At 42.1% G+C, this 24583-nt stretch carries 22 protein-coding genes; 16 read left to right on the top strand and 6 right to left on the bottom strand.

Going from position 1 to position 24583, the window contains the following annotated elements; all coding sequences use genetic code 11:
* Positions 1-136: 136 nt before the first annotated feature.
* On the bottom strand, positions 137-697 hold the full coding sequence (locus tag ACI35L_RS03135) for a DUF2777 family protein (protein ID WP_049671831.1): 561 nt from the start codon (positions 695-697) through the stop codon (positions 137-139).
* Positions 698-910: 213 nt separating this feature from the next.
* Here ACI35L_RS03135 and asnB point away from each other — a divergent pair, with 213 nt between their 5' ends.
* Positions 911-2758: an asparagine synthase (glutamine-hydrolyzing) gene (asnB, locus tag ACI35L_RS03130; protein WP_439802221.1), complete on the top strand. Its 1848-nt coding sequence runs from the start codon at positions 911-913 to the stop codon at positions 2756-2758.
* Between the two features lie 105 nt (positions 2759-2863).
* Entirely contained in the window at positions 2864-3343 is a 480-nt protein-coding gene (locus ACI35L_RS03125; RefSeq protein WP_439802220.1) for a DUF1648 domain-containing protein, read from the top strand.
* A 39-nt stretch (positions 3344-3382) separates the two neighbouring features.
* Here the strand turns inward: ACI35L_RS03125 and ACI35L_RS03120 are convergent, their stop codons facing one another.
* Positions 3383-5119 (bottom strand): glycoside hydrolase family 13 protein, encoded by a 1737-nt coding sequence (locus ACI35L_RS03120; RefSeq protein WP_439802219.1) that lies wholly within the window; start codon positions 5117-5119, stop codon positions 3383-3385.
* A 323-nt stretch (positions 5120-5442) separates the two neighbouring features.
* Here ACI35L_RS03120 and ACI35L_RS03115 point away from each other — a divergent pair, with 323 nt between their 5' ends.
* The 7 genes from ACI35L_RS03115 to rbsK all read left to right on the top strand — a co-directional run bounded on the left by ACI35L_RS03115 (position 5443) and on the right by rbsK (position 14326).
* The gene (locus ACI35L_RS03115; RefSeq protein WP_049671827.1) at positions 5443-6714 is read left to right on the top strand and encodes an extracellular solute-binding protein; all 1272 of its coding nucleotides are present in this window, start codon (positions 5443-5445) and stop codon (positions 6712-6714) included.
* 112 nt (positions 6715-6826) lie between these two features.
* Positions 6827-8122 carry a carbohydrate ABC transporter permease gene (locus ACI35L_RS03110; protein ID WP_049673002.1) on the top strand — a complete coding sequence of 432 codons (1296 nt, stop codon included), beginning with the start codon at positions 6827-6829 and terminating at the stop codon, positions 8120-8122.
* Entirely contained in the window at positions 8122-8967 is an 846-nt protein-coding gene (locus tag ACI35L_RS03105; RefSeq protein WP_049671826.1) for a sugar ABC transporter permease, read from the top strand. The genes ACI35L_RS03110 and ACI35L_RS03105 overlap by 1 nt, the downstream gene beginning before the upstream one ends.
* A gap of 36 nt (positions 8968-9003) precedes the next feature.
* On the top strand, positions 9004-10506 hold the full coding sequence (locus ACI35L_RS03100) for an alpha-amylase family glycosyl hydrolase (RefSeq protein ID WP_439802218.1): 1503 nt from the start codon (positions 9004-9006) through the stop codon (positions 10504-10506).
* Positions 10507-10636: 130 nt separating this feature from the next.
* Positions 10637-12292: a glycoside hydrolase family 13 protein gene (locus tag ACI35L_RS03095; protein ID WP_439802217.1), complete on the top strand. Its 1656-nt coding sequence runs from the start codon at positions 10637-10639 to the stop codon at positions 12290-12292.
* Positions 12293-12319: 27 nt separating this feature from the next.
* Positions 12320-13357: a LacI family DNA-binding transcriptional regulator gene (locus tag ACI35L_RS03090; protein ID WP_439802216.1), complete on the top strand. Its 1038-nt coding sequence runs from the start codon at positions 12320-12322 to the stop codon at positions 13355-13357.
* Between the two features lie 99 nt (positions 13358-13456).
* Positions 13457-14326, top strand: a complete 870-nt coding sequence (rbsK, locus tag ACI35L_RS03085) for a ribokinase (RefSeq protein WP_439802215.1) — start codon at positions 13457-13459, stop codon at positions 14324-14326.
* A gap of 43 nt (positions 14327-14369) precedes the next feature.
* Here rbsK and ACI35L_RS03080 read toward each other — a convergent pair whose 3' ends face one another.
* From ACI35L_RS03080 to ACI35L_RS03065, 4 genes are all read right to left on the bottom strand, one after another.
* The gene (locus ACI35L_RS03080) at positions 14370-15242 is read right to left on the bottom strand and encodes an SDR family oxidoreductase (protein ID WP_049671821.1); all 873 of its coding nucleotides are present in this window, start codon (positions 15240-15242) and stop codon (positions 14370-14372) included.
* Between the two features lie 155 nt (positions 15243-15397).
* Positions 15398-15889, bottom strand: a complete 492-nt coding sequence (locus ACI35L_RS03075; RefSeq protein ID WP_049671820.1) for a YajQ family cyclic di-GMP-binding protein — start codon at positions 15887-15889, stop codon at positions 15398-15400.
* 148 nt (positions 15890-16037) lie between these two features.
* Positions 16038-16172, bottom strand: a complete 135-nt coding sequence (locus ACI35L_RS03070) for a DUF3941 domain-containing protein (protein WP_082197160.1) — start codon at positions 16170-16172, stop codon at positions 16038-16040.
* Between the two features lie 86 nt (positions 16173-16258).
* Positions 16259-17119 (bottom strand): DegV family protein, encoded by an 861-nt coding sequence (locus ACI35L_RS03065; protein ID WP_439802214.1) that lies wholly within the window; start codon positions 17117-17119, stop codon positions 16259-16261.
* A gap of 129 nt (positions 17120-17248) precedes the next feature.
* Here ACI35L_RS03065 and ACI35L_RS03060 point away from each other — a divergent pair, with 129 nt between their 5' ends.
* The 7 genes from ACI35L_RS03060 to ACI35L_RS03030 all read left to right on the top strand — a co-directional run bounded on the left by ACI35L_RS03060 (position 17249) and on the right by ACI35L_RS03030 (position 24570).
* On the top strand, positions 17249-18091 hold the full coding sequence (locus ACI35L_RS03060; protein ID WP_049671818.1) for a YitT family protein: 843 nt from the start codon (positions 17249-17251) through the stop codon (positions 18089-18091).
* A 423-nt stretch (positions 18092-18514) separates the two neighbouring features.
* Positions 18515-19312, top strand: a complete 798-nt coding sequence (locus ACI35L_RS03055; protein WP_439802213.1) for a YveK family protein — start codon at positions 18515-18517, stop codon at positions 19310-19312.
* Positions 19302-19994: a CpsD/CapB family tyrosine-protein kinase gene (locus ACI35L_RS03050; protein ID WP_049671816.1), complete on the top strand. Its 693-nt coding sequence runs from the start codon at positions 19302-19304 to the stop codon at positions 19992-19994. The genes ACI35L_RS03055 and ACI35L_RS03050 overlap by 11 nt, the downstream gene beginning before the upstream one ends.
* A 42-nt stretch (positions 19995-20036) precedes the next feature.
* Positions 20037-21407 (top strand): sugar phosphate nucleotidyltransferase, encoded by a 1371-nt coding sequence (locus ACI35L_RS03045; protein WP_439802212.1) that lies wholly within the window; start codon positions 20037-20039, stop codon positions 21405-21407.
* Between the two features lie 50 nt (positions 21408-21457).
* Complete coding sequence (gene galU, locus ACI35L_RS03040) at positions 21458-22333, top strand: UTP--glucose-1-phosphate uridylyltransferase GalU (RefSeq protein WP_049671814.1); 876 nt, start codon at positions 21458-21460, stop codon at positions 22331-22333.
* A gap of 12 nt (positions 22334-22345) precedes the next feature.
* The gene (locus tag ACI35L_RS03035; protein WP_439802211.1) at positions 22346-23026 is read left to right on the top strand and encodes a sugar transferase; all 681 of its coding nucleotides are present in this window, start codon (positions 22346-22348) and stop codon (positions 23024-23026) included.
* Positions 23027-23115: 89 nt separating this feature from the next.
* Positions 23116-24570, top strand: a complete 1455-nt coding sequence (locus ACI35L_RS03030; RefSeq protein ID WP_049671812.1) for an oligosaccharide flippase family protein — start codon at positions 23116-23118, stop codon at positions 24568-24570.
* The last annotated feature ends 13 nt before the right edge of the window (positions 24571-24583 follow it).

The following is a 24583-nucleotide window of genomic DNA, read 5'->3' as shown; positions in this document are numbered from 1 at the left end:
AGGACAAAGTATAGACAAATCCAGAAAATCCAAATTTGCAGGTAAAACAAGAAAAACAGGTACGAAATGATAAGAAATCATTCATCACCTGTTTTTCTAATCGAGCAGCTTATGGAGCTGCCCTTTTTCTTCTGTTTTACGATAATAATTTTTCAATAAGGACTTTCTTTCCTGTATTCAAGGTGAACTCAAAACGATTGTGATCCTTCTCTTTCTGGTTGAAATGATGATGGACAGAGCATATATATTCTCCATTATCAAATATATAAAAATTGGTTCCAGAGAGATGGTCGGATGTCATGAAGGATAGCTGGTTATAGCCGTAAATACAGTCATAGATGGAGAAGTTCATTCCATTTAAGGCTGTGACGAATTGATAGAAGGCATCATCGTAAAGCTCATCTAGTAATCGTTCAAGTGAATAAAGCAGATTCTTTTTGATTCGGACCCGGTCTTCATCCATGATGAAGATTAATTCCGATCCGCATAAGAGCTTGCCGTCCTCGACAAGGATTCCTTTGCGCCAGCGGTTGTTTCGGAAGATGGAGATTTCATTGTTCATGTATTCCTCTAAAGGATAGGCTTCATCGGTCTCTTCATCAAAAAACACCCATTGGTCATTAATGTTCTCAAAAACGCCTTCTGTGTGCGCCCTTTTCTGGGCACTTAACAGTTGTGTTCGCAGCTGATTGTTCATGTTCGCGCCTCCAAATGCAGTAAACAGGGATTAGCCAGCCAGGATTAAGCCCTGTTGAAATGTGTTAATTGGCACCTATCTTATTGATTGACATAAATGGTGCCTTTTATAACCCGACTCTTGAAACTCTGGACAATTAACCATCTATTTGAGTAATGCATATCATGTAAGCAGGAATGGGCCACAGGCTTGTTTTGAAAGGATGATGTTATTTTGTGTGGTATTACTGGATGGGTAGAATACGACAGATCGATTAATCAGGAAAAAGTGATTTTAACGGCTATGACGAATACCCTCTCCAAGCGAGGACCGGATGACATGAATATCTGGGATGATAAGCATGTTGGACTTGGGCATAAGCGGCTGGTCGTCGTTGATCCAGAAGGCGGAAAGCAGCCGATGGCCCGTGAAAAAAACGGCCACAAGTATGTCCTTTGCTACAATGGAGAATTGTATAACACCGAAGATATTAGAAAAGAACTTTTATTAAAAGGATATTCATTTAAGGGTCATTCGGATACAGAAGTCTTGATAACAGCCTATATGGAATGGAAAGAAAAATGCGTGGATTTTTTCAATGGGATATTCGCCTTTGCCGTTTGGGATGGAGAGAGGCAGCAGCTCTTTGCTGCGAGGGACCGGCTTGGTGTTAAGCCTTTTTTCTATTCCTTAAAGAATGGCCAGTTCCTATTTGGCTCTGAGATCAAGGCACTGCTTGCCCACCCGGATGTAAAACCGGTCATTACGCGTGAAGGATTAGCAGAAGTCTTTTCACTCGGGCCTTCTCGTACGCCTGGTGCAGGTGTATTCAAGAATATTGCTGAACTAAGACCTGCCCATGCCATGATCTTCAGCCGTGATGGATTGTCGATTTGGCGGTATTGGAATGTGAAGAGTGAGGCACATGAGGGAACCCTTGATGAAACGGTCGAACAGGTTCGCTATCTGGTGACAGATGCCGTAAAGAGGCAGCTGGTTTCAGATGTACCTCTTTGCACGTTCTTATCTGGAGGCCTGGATTCCAGCGCAATTACAGCGATTGCTGCTAAGCAATTCCATGCGGAAGGGAAGGCGCCGCTTCATACGTATTCCATTGATTATGAGGATAATGCGACCCATTTTGTGGCAAACGATTTCCAGCCTAACTCAGATGGATATTGGATTGAGTTAATGAAGAATGAATTTGGCACCAATCATCATTATTGTGTCATCAGCCAGGAGGACTTAATTACGAATCTCTCAGAAGCCGTTATGGTTAAGGATCTACCGGGAATGGCAGACATTGATTCCTCCTTGCTATGGTTCTGCCGAAATATTAAAAAGGATTTTGTCGTCGGTCTGTCAGGGGAATGCGCCGATGAGATTTTTGGCGGTTATCCATGGTTCCATAACCCTGAAAGTCTATCTAACGATGCTTTCCCTTGGATGAGGTCGATCAAGGAAAGGCAGGCATTACTTAGAAGCGACTGGCAAACCAAGCTCAATCTCGAAGAATACATGAAAGCAAGATATAAGGAAAGCTTGGCAGAAACGCCGCTTCTTGATGGGGAATCTGAGCTGGAGCAGAAAAGAAGACAATTATTCTATTTGAATATGACATGGTTCATGACCAATCTTCTGGACCGGAAAGACCGGATGAGCATGGGGGCGAGCCTTGAGGTAAGGGTGCCGTTTGCCGACCATCGTCTTGTTGAATATGCATGGAATATTCCATGGGAGATGAAGATGGCTGATAACCGTGAAAAAGGAATCCTGCGCAGGGCGCTCAAGGGGGTGCTGCCGGAGGAGGTGCTTTATCGCAAGAAAAGTCCGTATCCGAAAACACATCATCCTTTGTATACAAAGCTGGCAAAGGATTGGCTGACGGAGCTTCTGGAGGACGGGAATTCACCGCTGTTGGAATTCTTTGATAAAGAACAGCTCAAGGAACTCATTGATACAGGCGGAGCCTCCTTCAAAACTCCTTGGTACGGGCAATTGATGAATGGACCGCAATTGCTTGCATACTTGATTCAGGTTGACTTATGGTTTAAGCATTATCATATCCAGATAGAGGATTGACCTGCTACCTGCCGCCAAAGCGCGTCAGGTTTTTTTATTGGATAGTCATTTCGTGAAAGTGAACGATGATATAATAAGATATCTACGTTTAGCGGAGGTGGAGAATTGGTTCATAAAGGGGATAATCTTGATCGAACTTCATTGGCTGCTTATCTGGCGGTACTGGTCGTGCATTTCATTTTTTTGTTTGTTGAATGGGGAAATCTGCCGAATGAGATTGCCATTCATTATACGGATGGCCAGGCAGATAGATTTGGGAGTAAGTATATATTATTTATTTTGCCTGTCATCAGTTTGGCTGCTTGGCTTATCTTAGGGTTTCTTAAACGGAGACCCGAGAGCTATACGTATTTTAATCTGACAGATAAAAACAAAGACTTCCAGTATATGAAGGGGAGAAGAATGATGACGCATATGCAATATTTAGCGTCTATATCAATCATCTTCATGAATCTAGCCTTCCTGAAGGAGGCTGCCGGGGAGGACCATATTATCCAGCTTTTCATTGCTGTCATCCTAATAGGGCTTTGCTTTCTCCTGCCGATTTTCTTTTTGATTTGGTCAGCTAGATTAAAGGAATCTTAATGTAATAGAAAAGCAGGTGCGCAATGCACCTGCTTGAACTCATTTCTCCTTTTTCAAGATGGCAAATCCTCGTTTGGATATGGACAACGTATCTGTAAAGGATGTCTCTGGATTAGCATATAGAAGAGAGGCACCAACACATTCCTCTATGGAAAGCTCTTTTTCGTTATCTCCTAGATTAATAAGGACATAAGCATCTGCATTCGCAGATTCTCGTTTATACATGACGACCTCTGAGTCAATATGGACAAACAGCAAATCTCCTTCATTGGCAAGAACGGGATGTTCTTTGCGCAGAGCAATCAATGTTTGTACATGTTCAAACATATCCCGGTCTTGTTCATTCTCATCCCATGGCATGCATTTTCTGCAGCCGGGGTCCTGCCCGCCATCCATACCAATCTCGTCTCCATAATAAATGCAAGGCGTGCCAGTGAAAGTTAACAGGATCGTATAGATTTGTTTAACTTTCTTGATATCTCCCTGGCATTCAGTCAGAATCCGCGGTGTGTCATGGCTGCCAATCAGATTAAAAGCGGCCTTGTTTACTGTATGAGGATACATATGATAGACCTTTGTCATCTTCTCAGCGAATTCGGTCGGCTCCAATGTCTCAGAGGAGAACATTTCAAGGATTGCTGTTAAGAATGGATAGTTCATCACGGCATCGAATTGGTCGCCGCGCAGCCATGGCATGGAATCATGCCAAATCTCCCCGAGGATATAGGCATCCTCCTTCTCTTCTTTGACGGTCTTTCTGAATGAGCGCCAGAAATCGAAATCAACCTCATTGGCGACATCGAGCCGCCAGCCGTCAATTCCGCACTCCAGAATCCAGTGTTTCGCGACTTGGAGTAAATATTCTTTGACCTCTGGATTTTTTGTATTTAATTTCGGCATAGATGCCACATACCCAAATGCATCATAATTGACCTTCTGTTCATCGAGAGGAAGGGAATGCGGGTGGAACCAATCCTTATATTTAGATGCCTCCCCATGTTGAAGTAAATCCTGAAATGGCTTGAAATGATAACCGCTATGATTGAAGACGGCATCCAGCATGACCTTAATGCCGCGAGCATGGGCTTCATCGACAAGCTTCTTTAAGGTTTCCTTCGTACCAAATTGCGGGTCGATTTCCATATAATCTATCGTGTCATATTTATGGTTAGAGAAAGCATGGAAGATAGGGGTGAAGTAAATGCCTGTGATGCCTAGCTCCTTTAAATAATCTAAATGATTGATAACCCCTTCAAGATCACCACCGAAGAAGTTTTCCGGAGTCGGGTCCGCGCTGCCCCACTCAAGTGTTCCTTCAGGGTCCAGCTCCTTATTCCCGTTGGCAAAACGTTCAGGAAATATTTGATACCAGACTGTGTCCTTTACCCAATCCGGTGCGCTGAATACTTCTGTATGATGCAGGTAAGGAAGGGCGAATAGCAGACCTACTTCAGGCAGCTTATCGTAGAATCCCTTCTCAGAGAAATAGGCTGTTTTTCCTTCATGATCTGTAAGGCGAAAAGCATAGCGGGCCCGGCGATGGGGCAGTTCAATTGTCTTACGATAGTAATCATAGAGTTCATCACTTCCGGTATAGCGCATGTCTGTAGTCTTATAGATCCAGTTGGATCCTTTGAAATCATAAGGGTCTCCATGGACGAGCTCCATTTTAGCGATGTCCCCTTTTTTCGCCATAATCATGATGGTGATGGAATCCAGGGATGAACTATAAAGAAACTGGTCTCGTGCGAAATGTATAACCGATGATTTATCCATACTTTCTCTCCTCTCAAAGTGCAATCGCTTGCATTGATTCTATTCTTTACTATAGCTATTCTAAGCTGAAAGTTCAATGAAATCATAAATTACTCGGATAAACTGTTATTATTTACCCAAAAGTGGCAGTTTTGTAACACTTTTAAAAATTTGGTAAAAATGTATTGTTAATTATTGATAATACAGTATAATAAAGGTGTTAAGATTGCAATCGCTTTCATAGGGTGAATATGTCGAAGCATGTTATTTCACTGCCTTTTTATTTTGTCACTTTGTGCAACCGTTTGTATTCTTGGCTACATAATAAGAGGAGGGGTTGACCCATGAAGAAAGCATTCTCCATTGTAATGGTGTTAATGCTTGCAGTTGGTATTCTTGCAGCCTGCGGACCAGATAGAGAAGAAAGTGCAGGAGGCAAAGAGGGAAGCGGTTCAGACGGTAATAAACCTGAGAAATTAGTTGTTTGGGAAGATACAGATAAAAGTGTGGCTTTAGAACCAGCTGCAAAAGCGTTCGAAGAGGAACACGGCATTAAAGTAGAGTTCAAGGAATATGGAATCTCAGAGGATATGAGAAACCAAATTCGCCTTGATGGACCAGCTGACAAAGGTCCGGACGTTCTGACTTTGCCTCATGACCAAATCGGTATGCTGGCTGAAGAAGGGACGATTCAGGAAATTTCTGTTGAACAAAGTGTCCTTGATACATTCACGGAATCTTCCATCCAAGCACAAACATATGACGGTAAATTATATGGCCTACCAAAGGCAACCGAAACACCGGTATTCATTTACAATAAAGAATTAATGCCTGAAGCACCGGCTACAATGGATGAAGTATATGATTTTGCCAAAGATTTCACAGATGGCAAGAAGTTCGGCTTCATCGCCTTATGGGATAACTTCTATCATGCGTACGCAGTCATTGGCGGCATGGGTGGATATGTATTTGGAGAGAAAGATGGTGCCTTGCAAAGGGAAGACCTTGGTTTGAACAACGAAGGAGCCGTGGCAGGTGCTGAGTACATCCAAAAATGGTATAAAGAAGGCTTGTTCCCTAAAGGGGTTATCGGAGAATCAGGCGGATCTGCTCAGGACGGCTTGTTCAATGAAGGTAAATTAGCTTCCGTTCAAAACGGTCCATGGGCTTTCCAAGGCTATATGGATGCTGGAATAGATATAGGTGCAACACCAATGCCGACACTTCCAAATGGCGAGCATATGACGACATTCATGGGTGTTAAGGGATGGCATGTATCTGCTTATACGAAAAACAAGGAATGGGCAACGAAATTGGTTGAGTTCCTGACAAACTATGATAATGCCAAGATTCGTTTTGAAAAGACAAAAGAAATCCCGCCTGTTAAGAAACTGATTGAGGATCCAATCATCGCAGATGACGAGTTCTCTAAAGCAGTAGCTGTTCAATCTCAATATGCGATTCCAATGCCGAACATTCCAGAAATGGCAGAGGTATGGGGTCCAATGGCAACTGCCCTTCAAACATTGGCAACCAATAAAGCTAAGCCGCAGGAAGCAATGGACGAGGCAGCTAAAACGATACAAACAAATATCGAAACAAATCACAGTAAATAAAGAACCTGATGGGCATTATCCTATGCTGAGGGTAATGCCCATCCTCTTATAGAGAAGAAGAAAAGAAGAAGTTTCTTTTCCTAAGAAAGGGGAGTCTTCCGAAATGGAAAGTCTGCAAATGAACATCGAGCCACAAGCAACGCGGACGAAACACGCGAGGAATGCCTTGCTGCTCTCAATTATACCTGGGGTTGGACAGTTCTATAATGGGCAGAAGCTTAAAGGGTCCATGTATTTAATCCTAACCATTATTTATCTTGCTACATTCTTTCAAACATTAAATTTAGGATTCTGGGGATTGATCACACTCGGAGAGATTCCGATGCTCGATCATTCGATTCGTTTATTAATTGATGGAATTCTAGCACTCCTGATTACGGTCATCGGGCTTGTGATATATGGAATCAACCTATTTGATGCTTATCAGAATGGAAAAAAGAGAGATTTAGGGATTCCTTTAAATTCCTTGCGTGAACAGTATCAAAATTTGATTGATAATGGGTTCCCGTATTTGATTATATCACCGGGAGTATTGCTGCTCGTTTTCGTCGTCATCTTTCCAATTATCTTTTCATTCCTGCTCGCCTTTACGAGCTATGATCTCTACCATTCCCCGCCGGCCAATTTGGTTGATTGGGTTGGGCTGCAAAACTTTATTGATATTTTCAAGATTGATATTTGGAGAAAGACCTTCTTCAACGTGTTTGGCTGGACGCTTATTTGGACATTTGCGGCAACCACCCTCCAAGTGGCATTGGGAATATTCCTGGCAGTACTGGTGAACCAAAAGGATCTTAAAGGGAAAGCCATTATACGAACAGTATTCATTTTGCCATGGGCAGTTCCGGCGTTTGTATCGATCTTGGTATTCTCAGGAATGTTCAATGAATCATTCGGTGTCATTAACACGACCATCCTGGCTAGCCTCGGCATTGATCCAATCAGCTGGATGACAGAATCCAACTGGACGAGACTGGCACTGATTCTGATTCAAGGGTGGCTTGGTTTCCCATTCATCTTTGCGATGACAACGGGTGTCCTGCAATCCATTTCGGAAGACCTGTATGAAGCAGCTACAATTGACGGGGCAAATGTATGGCAAAAATTCAGGAAGATTACCCTTCCGCTCGTGCTTTATGCGACAGCGCCGATTATCATCACGCAATACACATTTAATTTCAATAACTTTAATATTATCTTCTTATTTAATAATGGCGGACCGGCGATTGCTGGACAGAACGCATGGGGAACAGACATTTTGATTTCCTGGATCTACCGTTTAACCATGACTGCTGGACAATATGGAAAAGCAGCGGCTATTACAATGATTCTTTCCTTGATTGTCATGTCTGTCGCCTTGTGGCAGTTTAAGAGAACAAAATCATTCCAAGAGGAGGATATGATGTGATGAAGAGTAAGAATAGCAGAAAGTTCGTCCGTTTATCATTAACCTATCTTGTCATCGGCATTATGTTTGCCATCATCATCTATCCTGTTCTCTGGATTATCGGCTCCTCCTTTAATCCGGGCGACAGCTTATCAGGCTCCAAGATGATTCCGGATAATGCGACATTAAGCCATTACAAGGAATTATTCGATTTAGAAAACAGTGATTATCTGCTCTGGTATTTTAACTCCATCAAAATCAGTGTGATGACGATGGTGTTGACGGTCATCTCCGTCTCCTTTACTGCTTACGCATTTTCCCGCTACCGCTTTGTCGGACGGAAAAACGGGTTGATGACATTCTTAATTCTACAAATGATTCCGAACTTCGCTGCGCTTATTGCTATCTATGTGCTGGCGATGAGAACAGGTTTGCTTGATACCCATCTTGGTTTGGTACTGCTCTATGTCGGCGGTCAGATTCCAATGAACACATGGCTGATGAAAGGATATTTGGATACCATTCCGCGTGACCTGGATGAAAGTGCGAAAATGGATGGTGCGGGACACTTGCGGATTTTCTTCCAGATTGTTATGCCGCTAGCTAAACCAATTATTGCGGTTGTGGCTCTATTCTCATTCGTGGCTCCTTTTGGTGATTTCATTCTTGCAAAGATTCTCATCAGCTCGAGTGAGAAGTATACGCTTGCGGTTGGGTTATACTCAATGGTCGGTAAGCAGTTTGGAGCTGAATTTACCAAGTTCGCAGCTGGTTCTGTCTTGATTGCCATCCCTATTGCCCTCCTTTTCTTACTATTACAAAAATATTTTGTTTCTGGTTTGACGGCAGGAGGGACGAAAGGATAAGGTTATCCTGTATGGATAATCTTGGGGGGACAAAATATGCTGAAAAAACTCATCGTCATCCTGCTTGTACCGCTTCTTCTCTTCCCGCTTTTTTCTAAACCGGGAAGTGCGGCGGACTGGCAGGATGATGCCATTTACTATGTAATGGTAGACAGATTTTACAACGGTAATACACAAAATGATCAGGAAGTCAATATTGATGATATGAACACCTATCAAGGGGGAGACTTTGCAGGTATTACGGAAAAGCTGGATTACATAAAGGAAATGGGATTTACGGCCATTGCGCTCAATCCTGTTATCCAAAACATGAACGGAGATTATACGGGCGGTTCGCCGCTTGATTTTACGGCCGTTAATGAGAACTATGGAACAATGGAGGAATTGAGAAAGCTGGTCAAGGAAGCACATGATCGCGATATGAAGATTATGCTGGATTTTCAGGTGAATCATGTCGGGGAAGGTCATCCGTGGCTTGAAGAGAATGGTAAGAAGGACTGGTTCCATGAAGAGAGAGCCATCACAGAAAACGGACAAACGGACAAGCAAGAGACTGGCTGGCTCGATGGAAAACCAGACTTAGCGCAGGAAAATCCGGAGGTTTCAAGCTATTTAATTGATGCGGCCAAATGGTGGATTAAGGAAACCGGTATTGATGGTTATCGGCTTATTTATATGAATTATGTACCCCAGTCTTTCTGGGAAGAAATGATTAGTGCAATCAGGGAAGACCGTCCGGATTTCTTTTTTATCGGAGATGTGGATGCAGATAAAGCAGAGAAGCTGGGCATTGGCATGCTCGATGAAGAGCAGATGACGGGCATGAGAGAGGCATTTTCAACGACAGATGTTGAGATGGACAGCCTGTTTAAGAGATGGGAGACGCTTTTTGGAGCCTTAAACACTCCTTATACCACAGGCATTTCAGTCGATACAGAGCGCACAGAAAGATTTACGAAGGAAACTGAGCGGGCTAAGCAATTTCCAGGGACACGGTGGAAGATGGCTTTAACCTATATGTATACAATGCCGGGTATCCCTGTTGTAACCTATGGTTCTGAGATTGCCTTGAATGGCGGAGAAAAGCCGGACAACCATCGAATGATGAATTTCCGCACAGACGAAGAGCTCATAGATTATATGAAACAGTTATCTGCTCTTAGGAAAGAGTACCCTGCACTAAGGACGGGTGATTTGGAGCTCCTGCAATCAGAGGATGGGATGGTTGTTTTTAAAAGAGAAACAGAAGAGCAGACAATGATTGCAGCTATCAATAACAGTTCGAAAACGAAAACGATTCAGCTTGATTCAGCCTTTATTCAGGACAATCAAGAGCTTCGAGGAAAATTGAATACAGATCTTGTCAGGGAACAGAATGGTACATTTAGTATTACCCTAGAGCGGGAGATGGCCGAAGTTTACTTGGTAGAAAAGGAATCTGGCATAAATTATGGCTTCCTGGCTGTTCTTATTTTAGTTCCTATTGCCTTTATCCTTTTCTTGATCCTTGCGAGGAAAAGGGGTAGACAAACGAATTAAAGATAGCGAAAATATAGGGGGAGTGTAAGCGCTCCCTTCTTTTGCATGATTTCACCTGTATTTTGGGCCTGTAGGAATGGGGGCTTCGAATGCTTGATGGAGAAAAAGAGTTGAGTGAGGTAGGGTGCTTATGAAAAAGAGATGGTGGAAAGAAGCAGTTTGTTATCAAATCTATCCGAAAAGCTTCATGGATTCAAATGGAGATGGAATTGGCGATTTAAAAGGCATCATCAGTAAGCTTGATTATATTAAATACTTAGGGATTGATGTGATTTGGGTATGTCCTATTTATCAATCGCCAAATGAAGATAATGGATATGATATTAGTGATTATCAAGATATTATGGATGAATTTGGTACGATGGAGGATTTTGACCGTTTACTGGCTGAAGTGCATAAACGGGGGATGAAGCTGATCATGGATTTGGTTGTTAATCATACAAGTGATGAGCATCCATGGTTTATTGAATCCAAGTCTTCTCCTGATTCTCCAAAACGGGATTGGTATATTTGGAGCGATGGGGCAGAGGATGTGCTGCCAAACAACTGGGAGAGCATCTTCTCAGGAAGTGCTTGGGAGTATGATAAGGCAAGCGGGCAATATTATTTGCATGTCTTTGCGAAAAAGCAGCCTGATCTGAACTGGGAAAACAAGGAGATGCGCGAAGAGGTCTATCGTATGATTAACTGGTGGCTTGATAAGGGCATTGATGGATTCAGAATTGATGCTATAAGCCATATTAAGAAAAAAGAAGGCTTCCCTAATGCCGAAGCCGATGACCAGTCACAGATTCCTGGCTTCTCCTTCTATACGAATCAAGAGGGTATTCATGATATTCTCCAGGAGCTTAAAGAAAGAACATTCTCTCGCTATGATATCATGACAGTCGGTGAAGCCAGCGGGGTGAGCAGTGAGAATTCTGACCCTTGGGTGAATGAGGAGATTGGCGCCTTTAATATGGTCTTTCAATTTGAGCATTTGGCTCTGTGGGAGAAGGAATCAGAAACCGAGCTCGACCTTGCAGCCTATAAAGCAATCATGAATAAATGGCAGACAGGCTTGCATGGCAAAGGGTGGAATGCTCTATTTATCGAAAATCATGATAAACCTAGAATTGTCTCGACACTTGGAGATGATCAGAAATATTGGAAAGAGAGCGCTAAGATGCTTGGCGCCATGTATTTCTTCATGCAGGGAACACCTTTTATTTATCAAGGTCAGGAAATTGGGATGACGAATGTCTCATTTGAATCCATAATGGATTATGATGATATTAGCATGAAGAATTTCTACTATATGGAGCTTGCAAAGGGCAGGAGTCATGAAGAACTAATGAAAATCATCTGGAAGAGCGGAAGAGATAATTCGCGAACTCCGATGCAATGGGATTCATCGTCCAATTCTGGTTTCACGAAGGGAACGCCTTGGATGAAGGTCAATCCTAACTATCAAGAAATCAATGTGAGGAAGCAAGAGGATGATCCTCAATCTATTCTTCATTTCTATAAGCAGATGATTCAGCTGCGTAAACAGCATGAATGCTTAATTTATGGGGATTTCAAGCTTCATTTGGAAGATGATCAGCATATATTCGCCTATTCTCGTAATGACGGGAAACAGACGGCATTAATTATTAATAATTTCAGCAGAGAAGAGCAAGCCGTTGAATTGCCGGATTTTGCCGGTAAAGAGATGGAAATGATCCTAAGCAATTATGAGAAGAAGGACAGGCAATCAAATCCATTCCTCCTATCTCCCTATGAGACGGTTGTGTATCTCCTGTAAAGCTGCTAAGAAAGGAAGGCTGATTGTATGGCAGTAACCATAAAGGATGTTGCAAAATTGGCAAATGTGGCTCCGTCTACAGTATCAAGAGTGATTGCCAACAATCCGCGAATCAGTGAAAAGACAAAGAGAAAAGTGCGGAAGGCGATGAGTGAACTTGGTTATCACCCGAACTTCATCGCAAGAAGTCTGGCTAGTAAATCAAGTGATGTACTTGGTATCATCATGCCGAAATCAGGGGACGGATCATTCCTAAATCCCTTCTTTCCAACGGTTATGAAGGGGCTGAGCCAGGCGGCGCATGATGACCGCCTTGGCCTTCAGATCACGACGGGGATTACCGAAGAGGAGATTTACGGGGAAGTAGAGAAAATGGTTCATGGCGGTCGTGTGGACGGGTTGATTCTTCTCTATTCGAAGGTCGGCGATAAGGTGCTTCATTATTTAAGGAAAGCAAATTTTCCATTCGTAGTAATCGGCAAACCGTATCAATATGAAAGCAGTATTACCCATGTGGATAATGATAACTTTCAGGCTGGCAAGGATGTAGCGCAATACTTGCTGGATTGCGGCCACACCGATATCGCCTTTATAGGCGGGAATGCGGACCTTGTTGTCACGATAGAGCGGGTGAAGGGCTATGAGGCAGCGCTTAAGGAAGCGGGAATTCCGATGCGTAAGGAGTATGCTATACACGAAGACTTCATGCTAGAAGGCGGAAAGGAAGCGGTTAAGCGGTTGATGAACTTGGAGAATTCTCCAACTGCCTTGATTGTCGCGGATGATTTTATGAGCCTTGGTGTGCTGAATATGCTAGATGAACTAGGGATAGATGTCCCTGGGGATATTTCTGTTTTCAGCTTCAATAATGTGTTGCTGGCACAATTATCTAAGCCGCCTCTGTCCTCCGTCGATATCAATATTGAATCGCTCGGTTACCAGGCCGTGAAATTACTGTTAACGAGAATTAAAGAGCCTGATAGTCCGGCTATGAGGATGATTGTTCCTTATCAGCTCGTGCTGCGCTCATCCGTTGCGGAAATAAACGGAGGAAGAAACCAATAAGCTTGGGAGATTGCTCCTAAGCTTCTTTATGTTCTACTGACCGGTTGAGATGAGGTTGCCTTTTAGAAGGGAATCTTATATAAAAGATGAGGTGATTTGATGACAATCAAAATCGTAGTAGTAGGAAGCATTAATATGGACCTGGTTACATCGGTAAAAAAAGTACCTGTAGCTGGAGAAACCGTCATGGGAGAGACATTTGCGACCATGCCAGGCGGGAAGGGAGCCAATCAGGCTGTTGCTGCAGCCAGACTCGGAGCAGAGGTATCCATGATTGGCTGTCTTGGAAGAGATTATTTAGGGGATGAGCTTCTAGAGGTTCTGAAGAAAGAAGGTATACAGACCGAGGCAGTCAAAAGGGTTGAGGGTTCGAGCGGAACAGCTAGTATCATCCTTTCTGAAGGGGATAACCGCATTATTGTTGTACCAGGAGCTAATCATAAGTTGAAGCCTGAATGGATTGAAGAGAACAGGAGTCTAATAGAAGAAAGTGATCTGCTTCTTGTTCAGCTTGAAGTACCGCTTAATTGTGTGCAAAAGGCACTGGAGATTGCGAAAGCGGCCGGTACCAGGACTATTTTAAATCCGGCACCAATCACACAGCTGCCCGCAGAAATCGTTCAGTCAGCCGATTACATAACGCCTAATGAGCATGAATATCAGGCCCTTTTAGAGGATTTTTCCAATGAAGAACTATATTCGAAGCTCATCATCACATTGGGTGATGAGGGAGTACTCTATTATGAAGATGGAAAGAAAAGGCAGATTCCTGCCCATTCGGTCAAGGTTTGTGATACGACCGGTGCAGGAGATACCTTTAATGGAGCACTGGGCGTAGCGATTTGCGAAGGCAGCAAGCTTGGGGAAGCTATCCGTTTTGCCAATAAAGCAGCAGCTCTCTCTATTACGAAAATGGGTGCCCAAAAAGGAATGCCCACTAAAGAGATGTTGAATCAATTCTCTCAATAAAATAAACCCCCGGCTTCAGATGAAAGCCGGGGGTATTCTTTATTTAACCATTCACGACTGAGCCGCCGTTTACATGGATTACTTGTCCGCTCACATAAGAAGAATCATCACTCGCTAAGTAAACATAGGCTGGAGCTAGCTCTGCTGGCTGTCCAGCACGGCCAAGCGGTGCGTTTTGGCCAAATTCCTTCACTTTATCTGCCGGGAACGTTGCCGGGATGAGCGGTGTCCAGATTGGACCTGGTGCTACACCGTTCACGCGAATGCCTTTGTCAGCAATATTATTGGCTAATGCCCTTGTAAAGGAAACAATTGCTCCCTTGGTGGAGGAGTAATCAATAAGCTGAGGGTTTCCTTGATAGGCTGTGATGGATGCTGTATTGATAATGGAACTGCCTTTCGATAAATGAGGAAGGACTGCTTTAGTTAAATAAAACATGGAGAAGATATTTGTTCGGAAAGTTTTCTCCAACTGTTCATCACTGATATCTAAAAGGCTTTCCTTCACATGCTGTTCAGCCGCATTATTGATTAGGATATCAATCTTGCCGAATTCGGATTTTACTTTATCGACAACCTCACGGCAAAATGAGCTGTCCCCGACATCTCCTGAGAGCAGCATGCAGCGGACGCCTTCTTTCTCTACCATATCTTTCGTTTTATTGGCATCTTCATGCTCATTCAAATAGACAATGGCTACATCTGCGCCTTCCTTGGCAAAGTAGAGGGAGACCGAACGGCCAATTCCGCTGTCACCTCCTGTGATGATGGCTGTTTTTCCTTTCAGTTTATCGCTGCCTTTATAATTTTCATCCACTTCAATTGGATGAGGATGCATCTCTTCTGTCATTCCAGGCTGCACATCTTGCGCCTGTTTCGGGAATCCGTCTTTTCCTAATGTAATATCTTCGTTCATCTTAAATCATCCTTTCTTAACGTTGGTCTCTATTGTTATTCCTCATATCAGGAAAAAGAAACCTTAAAATGTAATATTAGGATGAGTGACTCTGAGGCATTGTCTCTTTTAAATGAAAAAAGGAAGCAGGCATGGAATCTCTGCTTCCCGTTTCTTTATCTGAAATTAATAAATTGAACCTCTATTGATAAATCTGCCTCTCGAATCGCTGCAATGACTTGTTGAAGGTCATCCTTGCTTTTACCGGTCACACGGATTTGGTCTTCTTGAATCTGTGATTTAACCTTTGTACCGGCATTCTTTACGATTAGGTTGATTTTCTTTGCATTATCTTTATCGATACCTTGGACAAGCTTAGCCCTTTGGCGGACAGTCCCGCCGGATGCACCCTCAATTTTTCCATAATCTAAATTTTTGATAGGAACACCGCGCTTAATTAATTTGCTGAGAAGTACGTCTTTAAGCTGGCCAAGTTTGTATTCATCATCGGAAACTAAGACAAGCTCTTCGCTTTCGAGCTTAATGTCACTTTTGCTTCCCTTAAAATCATAACGGGTTTTTACTTCTTTCATTGCTTGGGTCACAGCGTTCGTAACCTCTGAAAAATCTATTTTTGATACTACATCAAAGGAGCTTTCTTTTGCCATATGGATCCCTCCAATTTCTTGTTTTCAAGCAGTCTTATTCAGAGCCTATTATAGGAAATATTCCGAACTTATTCAATTTCAATAAAAAATAGAGGATTTTGATTGAAATCCTCTATTTGGTCGTTATAAGATGTAAATTATGATTTCATCATAAATGATCGGTTTTTTTGGAAAATGATTTTTTTCCAGCTTTTCGATTTTGTTCTTCTTGAATATTTTTAATCTCATGCTTCGCTTGGTTATCACGTGCTTTCTTATCATTGTCAGATGTATGATATGACATTATTTATTGCCCCCTAGACCAATTAATTGATTGATTCATGTCTAGTATGGTGTGAATGGGGAAAAATAATGTATGCACTAAATGGTTTATTCAGGAAGCTGATTCAAGAAAAAGATTGCAATGGTCCCAGGACCTGAGTGAGCACCGACTGTTGCACCGACTGATGAAATATAAACAGATTTTGGATGGAATGTCTCTTCAATGAGAGCCTTGTATTCCAACGCTTCTTTCATGTCATCACCATGACTGATGCCGATGATTTGGTGGTCGAGACGGTCGCCGCGTTCTTTCATTGTATCCATGACGGCGCGCATTAATTTTTTCTTTCCGCGGAATTTTTCAAGTGGAATCAATTTGCCTTCTTCCACATTAAGCAGCGGTTTGATATTTAAAAGACCGCCGATAAATGCGGAAGATTTTGAGATACGTCCGCCGCGAGCCAAGTAGGTCAAGTCAGCTACAGTGAATAGATGCTCCATATGAGCGCATTGGAATTTGGCGATTTCAGTCAAATCAGCTAAGCTTGCTCCTTTAGCTGCATGGCGTGCCACTTCCATAACAGCAAGTCCAAGGCCTAAAGAGGCACATTTGCTATCAACGATCTCAAGCTCAAATTCAGGAAACTCTGCTTTTACCTCATCACGCATCATGACAGCTGTTTGATATGTACCGCTTAACTCGGAGGAAAAGGCAATATACAAGCCTTGCTGCTTATCCTTCGCAAGCTGTCTGAACGCTTCATAAAAGTCTTGAGGTGATGCCTGAGAAGTTTTAGGGGCTTTCCCATTTCGCATGGCATCATAGACAACCTTAGGCTGAATAGTCACTAAATCGTTAAATTCTTCATTATCCATATGAACTTTTAATGGTATGAGAATGATATTGTTGTCTTTGAAGTATTCCAATGGCAAATCGCTGGCACTGTCTGCTATAATTTGGACATTCATTTTAAAGCACCTTCTTTTTTTAATATTCATTTTAGTAACAGTTTAATCATTATAAAGAAAAATCACAATTTGTCTATAACTTTATTTTATCATGTTTATGGATAGATACCATCTAAGGAGGAACAAAGATTGGTTTGGAATGAAACAAAAAAAATAATTGCTGTCATAGTGGGGGCTGTATTAAACGCAATCGCCATGAACTTTTTCTTAATCCCTGCTAATGTCTTCGCAAGTGGATTTACTGGAACAGCTCAAATTATTTCTGCTGCGTTCAGTATCTTCACAAATATTGAAATATCCACTGGTGTTCTCGTTTTACTATTGAATATTCCAATTGCTATTTTAGCATGGTTTAAGGTTGGGAAATCATTTACATTTTATAGCTTTATGGCTGTTGTATTAATGTCTTTCTTCTTAGAAGTAATACCAGTGCAATCCTTCTCGGATGATATTTTACTTAATGCTGTTTTCGGCGGTGTCATCGGTTCAGCTGGTGTGGGGATTACCCTGCGTTTCGGTGCGTCAACAGGCGGTATGGATATCGTCGCCATGATTCTCTCACGAATTAATGATAAACCAATCGGGATCTACTTCCTGATTTTGAACGGTGCGATTGTTGTGATTGCAGGGCTCATGTATTCTGAAGAGCAGGCACTTTACACACTTGTCTCTCTCTATGTATCCACAAGAGTAATTGACGCAATCCATACAAGACATATAAAGGTAACGGCGATGATTGTGACCAAGCATGCAGATGAGCTGAAGAAGGCCATTCACTCCAAGCTGGTCAGAGGAATTACAATGATTCCGGCCGTTGGTGCTTTCACAGGCGAGGATAAATATATGCTCATGATTGTCATTAGCCGATATGAGCTGTATGATTTACAAAGTATTATTCAGCAGGTTGACCCGCAGGCCTTTACAAATATCGTACAATCCACCGGAGTAATCGGATCGTTTAGAAAAGATTAAACAGTGCCAATAGGCACCTTCCTCAACTGGGGAAGGTGTTTTTCTATTGGGACTATTGTCCGGAAAGAAGGTGTATTCTCAATAAAGAAAGCGCTTACGACAAAAAATGATTTAATCGTAATAGGATGGAATGAAAGAAATAGCCGTTCGTGATTTCTCAGAAATTTGTTTAGTGAAAAAATGATTCTATGCTTGTTCGCTATAAAGATGATGTTGTTTAGAGAGTGATTCTTACTTTGTGAAATATATAGGAATACGAAAAGGGCAAGTGAATACATTGGTTATGTATAGGAGAAGAAAGTGAATCAGAGAACTACACTGCAAAATTCGACAATAAAACACTGTTTTCATTTCAGATTTTCTGTACTACAATCAACAATAAGTTCTCTTTTAAGAACAAAAATGCAAAATGTGGAGGTAGGTATGGAAGATACAGTTAGTTTCAAAGAAATACTCAATGTGATGAAGAGGCGGGTAAATTTAATCATATTAATGACATTAACCGCCACCTTGGCCAGCGGTATAATTTCCTATCTCTTTTTATCCCCCATGTATGAATCTTCTACACAAATACTTGTCAATCATCCCACGACATCAAATCAGGCTCAGACAAATGATAAGAAAAGCAAGAAGGATGAGAATGAAATAAATTCTATCGATCCGAATCAAGTGAGAACCAATATTGAGCTTATCAATACGTATACAGCCTTGATTAAGAGTCCGGCTATCATTGAAACAGTCATAGATGACCTTAATCTGGATTCTAGCTTTATGGATTTAAATGACCGGGTAGCCGTCAATACAACCCAGAACTCGCAAATGGTTGAAATCGTTGTACAGGATAAAAATCCTGCTGCAGCGGCTGATATTGCCAATCACATAGCCGAGGTTTTTAAACAGGAAGTAGTAGCCTTGATGAAAGTAGATAATATCAACATATTGGCTGCCGCAAGCGAGCAGGAGCCTTATGGAGCATTAAGCCCAGATATGATTAGGAATGTGATGATTGGTCTGGCTCTAGGATTGTTTTGTGCTATTGGAATTGCTTTTCTGCTGGAGTACCTTGATCCAACAATTCGTAATGAAAGAGATATTGTCTACGAGCTTGGAATCCCTATTGTCGGGAATATCCCTGAGATTAAAGTCAGCCGCAAGAGAATCAACAAGCAGCAAACCGAAAGCAGCGGAGTAAGAATTGGAGGTCGTACACTTGACTCGTAAGATTAATAAGGAATTATTTATAAGTAAAGAACGTGCGAAATATTCCCAGCTTTATAAGCAATCTGTCATTAGTGAACAATTTCGTCTGCTTCGTTCAGGGATTACCTATTCACGAGTCGGAAAGGACTATCAAACGATTATGATCACATCTCCGGGTCATGGAGACGGCAAGACAACAACCGTGGCAAATTTGGGTATCGTATTAGCCCAGCACGATAAAAAGGTTATGATGATTGATGCAGATTTGAGAAAAGGAAAGCTCCATCAGTTATTTGATATCAATCATTCTGAAGGGCTGATAGATCTTCTGGCTCGCAAGGCATCAGTTGAGGAAGCCATCTGTCTTTCCAATATTCCCAATCTTCATATCATCCCGAGCGGGGCTATCACGAAGACATCCTATGAGCTTTTAACCGCAGCTAGAATCGAAGAAATCGTCTCTATCTTGAGTACGGAATACGACATGATTCTCTTTGATACCTCTCCAATTCTCTACACGGCAGAAACTCAAATCATCGCAAATATTTGCGAAGCTTCCTTACTCGTGTTAATGAGCGGGAAGACCTTGAAGGAGGAAGCAGCGAAGGCGACAACCATATTGCAGAATTCGAAAGCGCAATTGCTAGGGGCATCCTTAAACGGGAATCAGGTCCGTTCAAAAGTATATGAGTTTCAGCAATAACTAGTAGCAGGAAAGGACACTTTAAAGGAGTGGTGCAGGGAAATGGAAGTCATTCTTCTTTCTGGGGGATCAGGTCAAAGGCTATGGCCTTTATCCAATGATTCGCGTTCAAAGCAATTTCTGAAGGTGTTGGAGTGTCAGAAGGGGAGCTCTGAGTCGATGGCACAGCGAGTATGGAGACAGCTTGGTGAAGTTGGATTGCAAGATAAAGCGGTCATTGCAACGAGTATAAAGCAGATGGATATTTTGAAGAACCAGCTGGGCGGGCAGGTACCGATAGTCGTCGAACCGAAGAGACGGGATACTTTCCCGGCAATCGCCTTAACAGCCGCTTATTTATCGTCAGTTAAGAGAATTGCTCCTGAGGAGGTAGTAGCTGTCCTGCCGATTGATTCATATGTGGACAATGATTTCTATGAATCTGTGAAGGATTTAGAGCATGTACTTGATATGAGCGGAGCAAGCATTGCTTTAATGGGAGTAGAACCGGACATTCCATCTTCACGTTTTGGCTATATCATCCCTAAGGAAAGGCAAAACAACCATGTTCTTGTCAGTCACTTTGTTGAAAAACCATCTGATGAGTATGCCCTGAAATTAATAGAGAAAGGCGCATTATGGAATTGCGGAGTCTTTGCCTTTCATCTCGGTTTTATACTTTCAATCTTAGAAGATATGGGATTGCCGCAAAACTATACAGACCTTCTAGCTCATTATGAACAATTGCCTAAAATCAGCTTTGATTTTGAGGTAGTAGAGAAGACGAAGAGCATTGCAGCCCTTCCATATAACGGAGCGTGGAGGGACTTGGGGGTTTGGAGCACATTGACTGAGCATATGTCTGAACATTTTAAAGGCTCCGGGGTTATATGCCCAGATTCTAAGAATACGCATATCATTAATGAACTGGACATACCGGTAGCCGTGCTTGGGATATCCAATGCCGTGATTGTGTCAGGACCTGATGGCATATTGGTATCTGATAAAAGTGTCAGCCATGATTTAAAGAAATATATCTTCCATTTCAATAAAAGACCGATGTATGAGGAAAGACGGTGGGGATGGTACAAAATCCTTGATCATACTTTGTACGAGGGTGAATCGGAAGTGATTACTAGAAGAATGGCCATTCGAGCTGACAGCAGTTTAAGCTATCAAAGGCATGAACAACGAAAAGAAATTTGGACGATTCTTACCGGGGAAGGGTCCATCATCCTGGACAATGAATTATTTGAGGTGAGGGCTGGAAGCATTATAGAAATACCAGCTGGAACAAAGCATGCGTTGAAAGCTCACACAGATATGGAATTGATCGAAGTTCAAAAAGGCCCGGTGTTAAGCGAAGAAGATGTGTATCGAATCTGCTTGGAATGGGAAGACATTCTCCCGCTTCACAGCTCATTAACGCTTTAGTGTGTTTATTTAATTCGTTATTAAGAACAAAAAGGAGGAGCTGAAGACCGTTGAAGATAAAGAAGGCCATTATCCCGGCTGCGGGGCTGGGTACGCGGTTATTGCCGGCGACAAAGGCGTTGCCGAAGGAGATGCTTCCTATTATTGATAAGCCGATGATTCAATACATTGTGGAGGAAGCTGTTGAATCAGGAATTGAGGATATTCTAATTGTCACAGGAAAAGGGAAGAGAGCGATAGAGGACCATTTCGATCATTCACATGAGCTTGAACAACGGTTATTCCAAAATGAGAAATATGATTTGCTTAAGAAGGTCCAGCATAGCTCGATGGTCGATATTCACTATATTCGTCAAAAAGAGCCGAAGGGATTAGGTCATGCTATCTGGTGTGCTCGTAAATTCATTGGAAATGAGCCTTTTGCGGTGTTATTGGGAGATGACATCGTTCAAGCAGAGGTCCCATGCTTAAAACAATTGATAGAGAAATTCGAAGAAACCGGGTCCTCTGTTATTGGCATTAAAGAGGTACCGGAAGAAGAAACACATCGTTACGGAGTAATAGATGGCCCGCTGATCGATTCCGGCCTGGTCCATATTCAGAGGATGGTAGAAAAGCCAAAGCGCAATCCTCCTTCTAATTATGCCATCATGGGGAGGTATATCCTGACCCCTGAGATCTTCTCCTATTTAGAGACTCAGGAAGCAGGTAACGGAGGTGAAATTCAGCTAACGGATGCCATGCAGAAAATGGCAGAACATCAATCCATGTACGGGTATGAATTCACGGGAAATCGATATGATGTCGGAGAGAAATTAGGGTATATCCTGACGACGATAAAACTAGCCATGCAGGATGAAGAACTAAAGGAGAAGGTAATCGAAGAAATGGAACAGTTCATGCCGAAAGTGAAAGCAACCATATAACAATTTAAAGGAGTGTATGTATTGAATTCTCCAAAGGCAGGGACTACACAGGAAGCTTACGTTGGAACAATTGAGCTGTACGATAACAAATATTATCTATTATCGAAGAGATATATGGATATCGTCCTCTCGATTATAGGTCTTCTTCTGTTGATACCTGTGTTTGTTATTGTAGCTGCATTAATTAAGCTAGAAGACCCTGAGGCACCGGTATTTTTTAAGCAAGTCCGTGTTGGGAAAGACGGTAAGACGTTCAATATGTATAAATTCCGTTCTATGATTCATCATGCTGAAAGCTTAATTGATTCTCTGCTGGATCAAAATGAATCCAGCGGCGCACTCTTTAAGATGAAGGAGGATCCGAGAGTCACAAAGATTGGTCGGTTCATTCGCAAAACGAGTATCGATGAATTACCGCAGCTATGGAATGTTCTTAAAGGAGAGATGAGTTTGGTGGGCCCGCGTCCGCCATTGCCTAGAGAGGTTGAAACCTACACCGAATATCATAAACAGCGCCTATCGGTCGTTCCGGGATGCACAGGTTTATGGCAGGTGTCAGGTAGAAGCAGCGTCGGATTTGAGAAGATGGTCGAGCTTGATTTGCATTACATTCAAAACCGTCATTTCTTCTATGATGTGAAGCTCATATGTAAGACGATTATCATTATTTTCTATCCTAATAATGCTTATTAAGAAGAACGATAATGGCAGGAAAGATGTGATTGTCATGAATAATCAAGTAGTAATAAAGATCACCTATAAGGGGCTTGGCGGGAAACAGCATGATTAGAGAATCTGCCTTGTTATCTATTAACCGCTTCGCCAAATCATTCGTTCAAATCATGGTAACAATCATTATCGCTAGATTGCTCACGATAACAGAGATGGGAATCTATCAGCAGATTTTTTTGATTGCTGTCATGATAGGCGCGCTGCTCCCTTTTGAGATGCAGACGACCTTTAGTTATTACTATAACAAAACAGATAATGATCGTGAGAAATCGTATACCATTGCCAACACATTTTGGGTGTTGTTTACATTAGGTATGGTGATGCTTGCCTGCTTGCTGATGTTGTTTAATCTTCCTTTTCTTATGAAAGACAGTACGCTTCACCACTATACCTTATGGATTGGTTTATGGAGCTTTGCTACTATAATGGGCAGCTATCTGGAAAACTTATTCGTCTCCATTAAGAAAGCGAAAATATACAGCATCATCAACTTGTCCTATTATTTCACTTATTTTTTGATTATAGGCTTTGCTCTATACACAACAAGGGAATTATTGATCACTATTGCGTTGATTGCGCTCTTTGAATTATTGCGTGTGACGATTTTGCATCTTTACTTTCATTTCAGTCACGGAATGTCATGGAAGGGAAATGTTCCATTATTAAAGGAGCAGCTTCGTTATACAGGAGCAGTGGGGGCCGTTACAGCCATAGATGTTTTAACGCAATCAAACGATAAGATGATTATTTGGCTTTTCTATTCAGTTGAGTTGTTTGCGGTTTACTCCATTGCATCAAAAGAAATCCCATTCATGTCCATCATCACCGTTGCGGTCATTACAGCAATGCTGCCTAGGCTTGGGCGTCTATACAGCATCAAGAGTCAAAAGATTGAGGCACTGCGTTTATGGTCAGAATCAAGCCGTATGCTTGCGCTGATTATGTTCCCGATTTTTTGGATTTTGCTCTTCTACCATCAAGAATTCATTACCCTATTATACTCATCTGCTTACCTAAGTGGAGCAACCATTTTTCTCATATATTTATTGAAATTTCCTCTTCGATTCACCGTCTTCTTTACACCATTGCTTATATCAGGCAACCAGAAGCTTGTGCTCACCAATACAGTTATAACAGTTGTCTGCAATATCGTTCTTGGATTCATATTCATGGCCTTATTCGGATATTTGGGTGTGGCCGCAGCATCAACCCTTTCTTGCTTCATTGGAATTTATCTACAACAAAGAGATGTCTGTAAGGTCTTTGAGATTCCGCAAAGAGAGCTTCTCCCATATAAATCAATCCTGACGACCTTTTTCTCATCCGGCCTGCTTGCTGGAGGAGTTTATGCGGCTTTCTCATTCTTCCCTGGGCATCAGATTCTGCATTTTATCATAGGCGGAATCGTCACAATGCTTTTATGCGGAGGACTTGCGATAGCGAGAAAGGAGATTTCGTATACTGTCTTATTTAATAAACCACTGGCATTGAAGGCAAGAAGATAAAAAGGAGTGATTT

This window comes from Pradoshia sp. (genome assembly GCF_051873915.1).
GTDB lineage: Bacteria > Bacillota > Bacilli > Bacillales > Pradoshiaceae > Pradoshia.
Note: the sequence above shows the minus strand (reverse complement) of the source record. Positions and strands in the feature narration are given on the sequence as shown.

Coding starts and splice junctions, on each gene's coding strand:
- ACI35L_RS03135 (WP_049671831.1), bottom strand. CDS start 697: ATGAACAATCAGCTGCGAACACAACTGTTAAGTGCCCAGAAAAGGGCG.
- ACI35L_RS03120 (WP_439802219.1), bottom strand. CDS start 5,119: ATGGATAAATCATCGGTTATACATTTCGCACGAGACCAGTTTCTTTAT.
- ACI35L_RS03115 (WP_049671827.1), top strand. CDS start 5,443: ATGAAGAAAGCATTCTCCATTGTAATGGTGTTAATGCTTGCAGTTGGT.
- ACI35L_RS03105 (WP_049671826.1), top strand. CDS start 8,122: ATGAAGAGTAAGAATAGCAGAAAGTTCGTCCGTTTATCATTAACCTAT.
- ACI35L_RS03100 (WP_439802218.1), top strand. CDS start 9,004: ATGCTGAAAAAACTCATCGTCATCCTGCTTGTACCGCTTCTTCTCTTC.
- ACI35L_RS03095 (WP_439802217.1), top strand. CDS start 10,637: ATGAAAAAGAGATGGTGGAAAGAAGCAGTTTGTTATCAAATCTATCCG.
- ACI35L_RS03090 (WP_439802216.1), top strand. CDS start 12,320: ATGGCAGTAACCATAAAGGATGTTGCAAAATTGGCAAATGTGGCTCCG.
- rbsK (WP_439802215.1), top strand. CDS start 13,457: ATGACAATCAAAATCGTAGTAGTAGGAAGCATTAATATGGACCTGGTT.
- ACI35L_RS03080 (WP_049671821.1), bottom strand. CDS start 15,242: ATGAACGAAGATATTACATTAGGAAAAGACGGATTCCCGAAACAGGCG.
- ACI35L_RS03075 (WP_049671820.1), bottom strand. CDS start 15,889: ATGGCAAAAGAAAGCTCCTTTGATGTAGTATCAAAAATAGATTTTTCA.
- ACI35L_RS03070 (WP_082197160.1), bottom strand. CDS start 16,172: ATGTCATATCATACATCTGACAATGATAAGAAAGCACGTGATAACCAA.
- ACI35L_RS03065 (WP_439802214.1), bottom strand. CDS start 17,119: ATGAATGTCCAAATTATAGCAGACAGTGCCAGCGATTTGCCATTGGAA.
- ACI35L_RS03055 (WP_439802213.1), top strand. CDS start 18,515: ATGGAAGATACAGTTAGTTTCAAAGAAATACTCAATGTGATGAAGAGG.
- ACI35L_RS03045 (WP_439802212.1), top strand. CDS start 20,037: ATGGAAGTCATTCTTCTTTCTGGGGGATCAGGTCAAAGGCTATGGCCT.
- ACI35L_RS03030 (WP_049671812.1), top strand. CDS start 23,116: ATGATTAGAGAATCTGCCTTGTTATCTATTAACCGCTTCGCCAAATCA.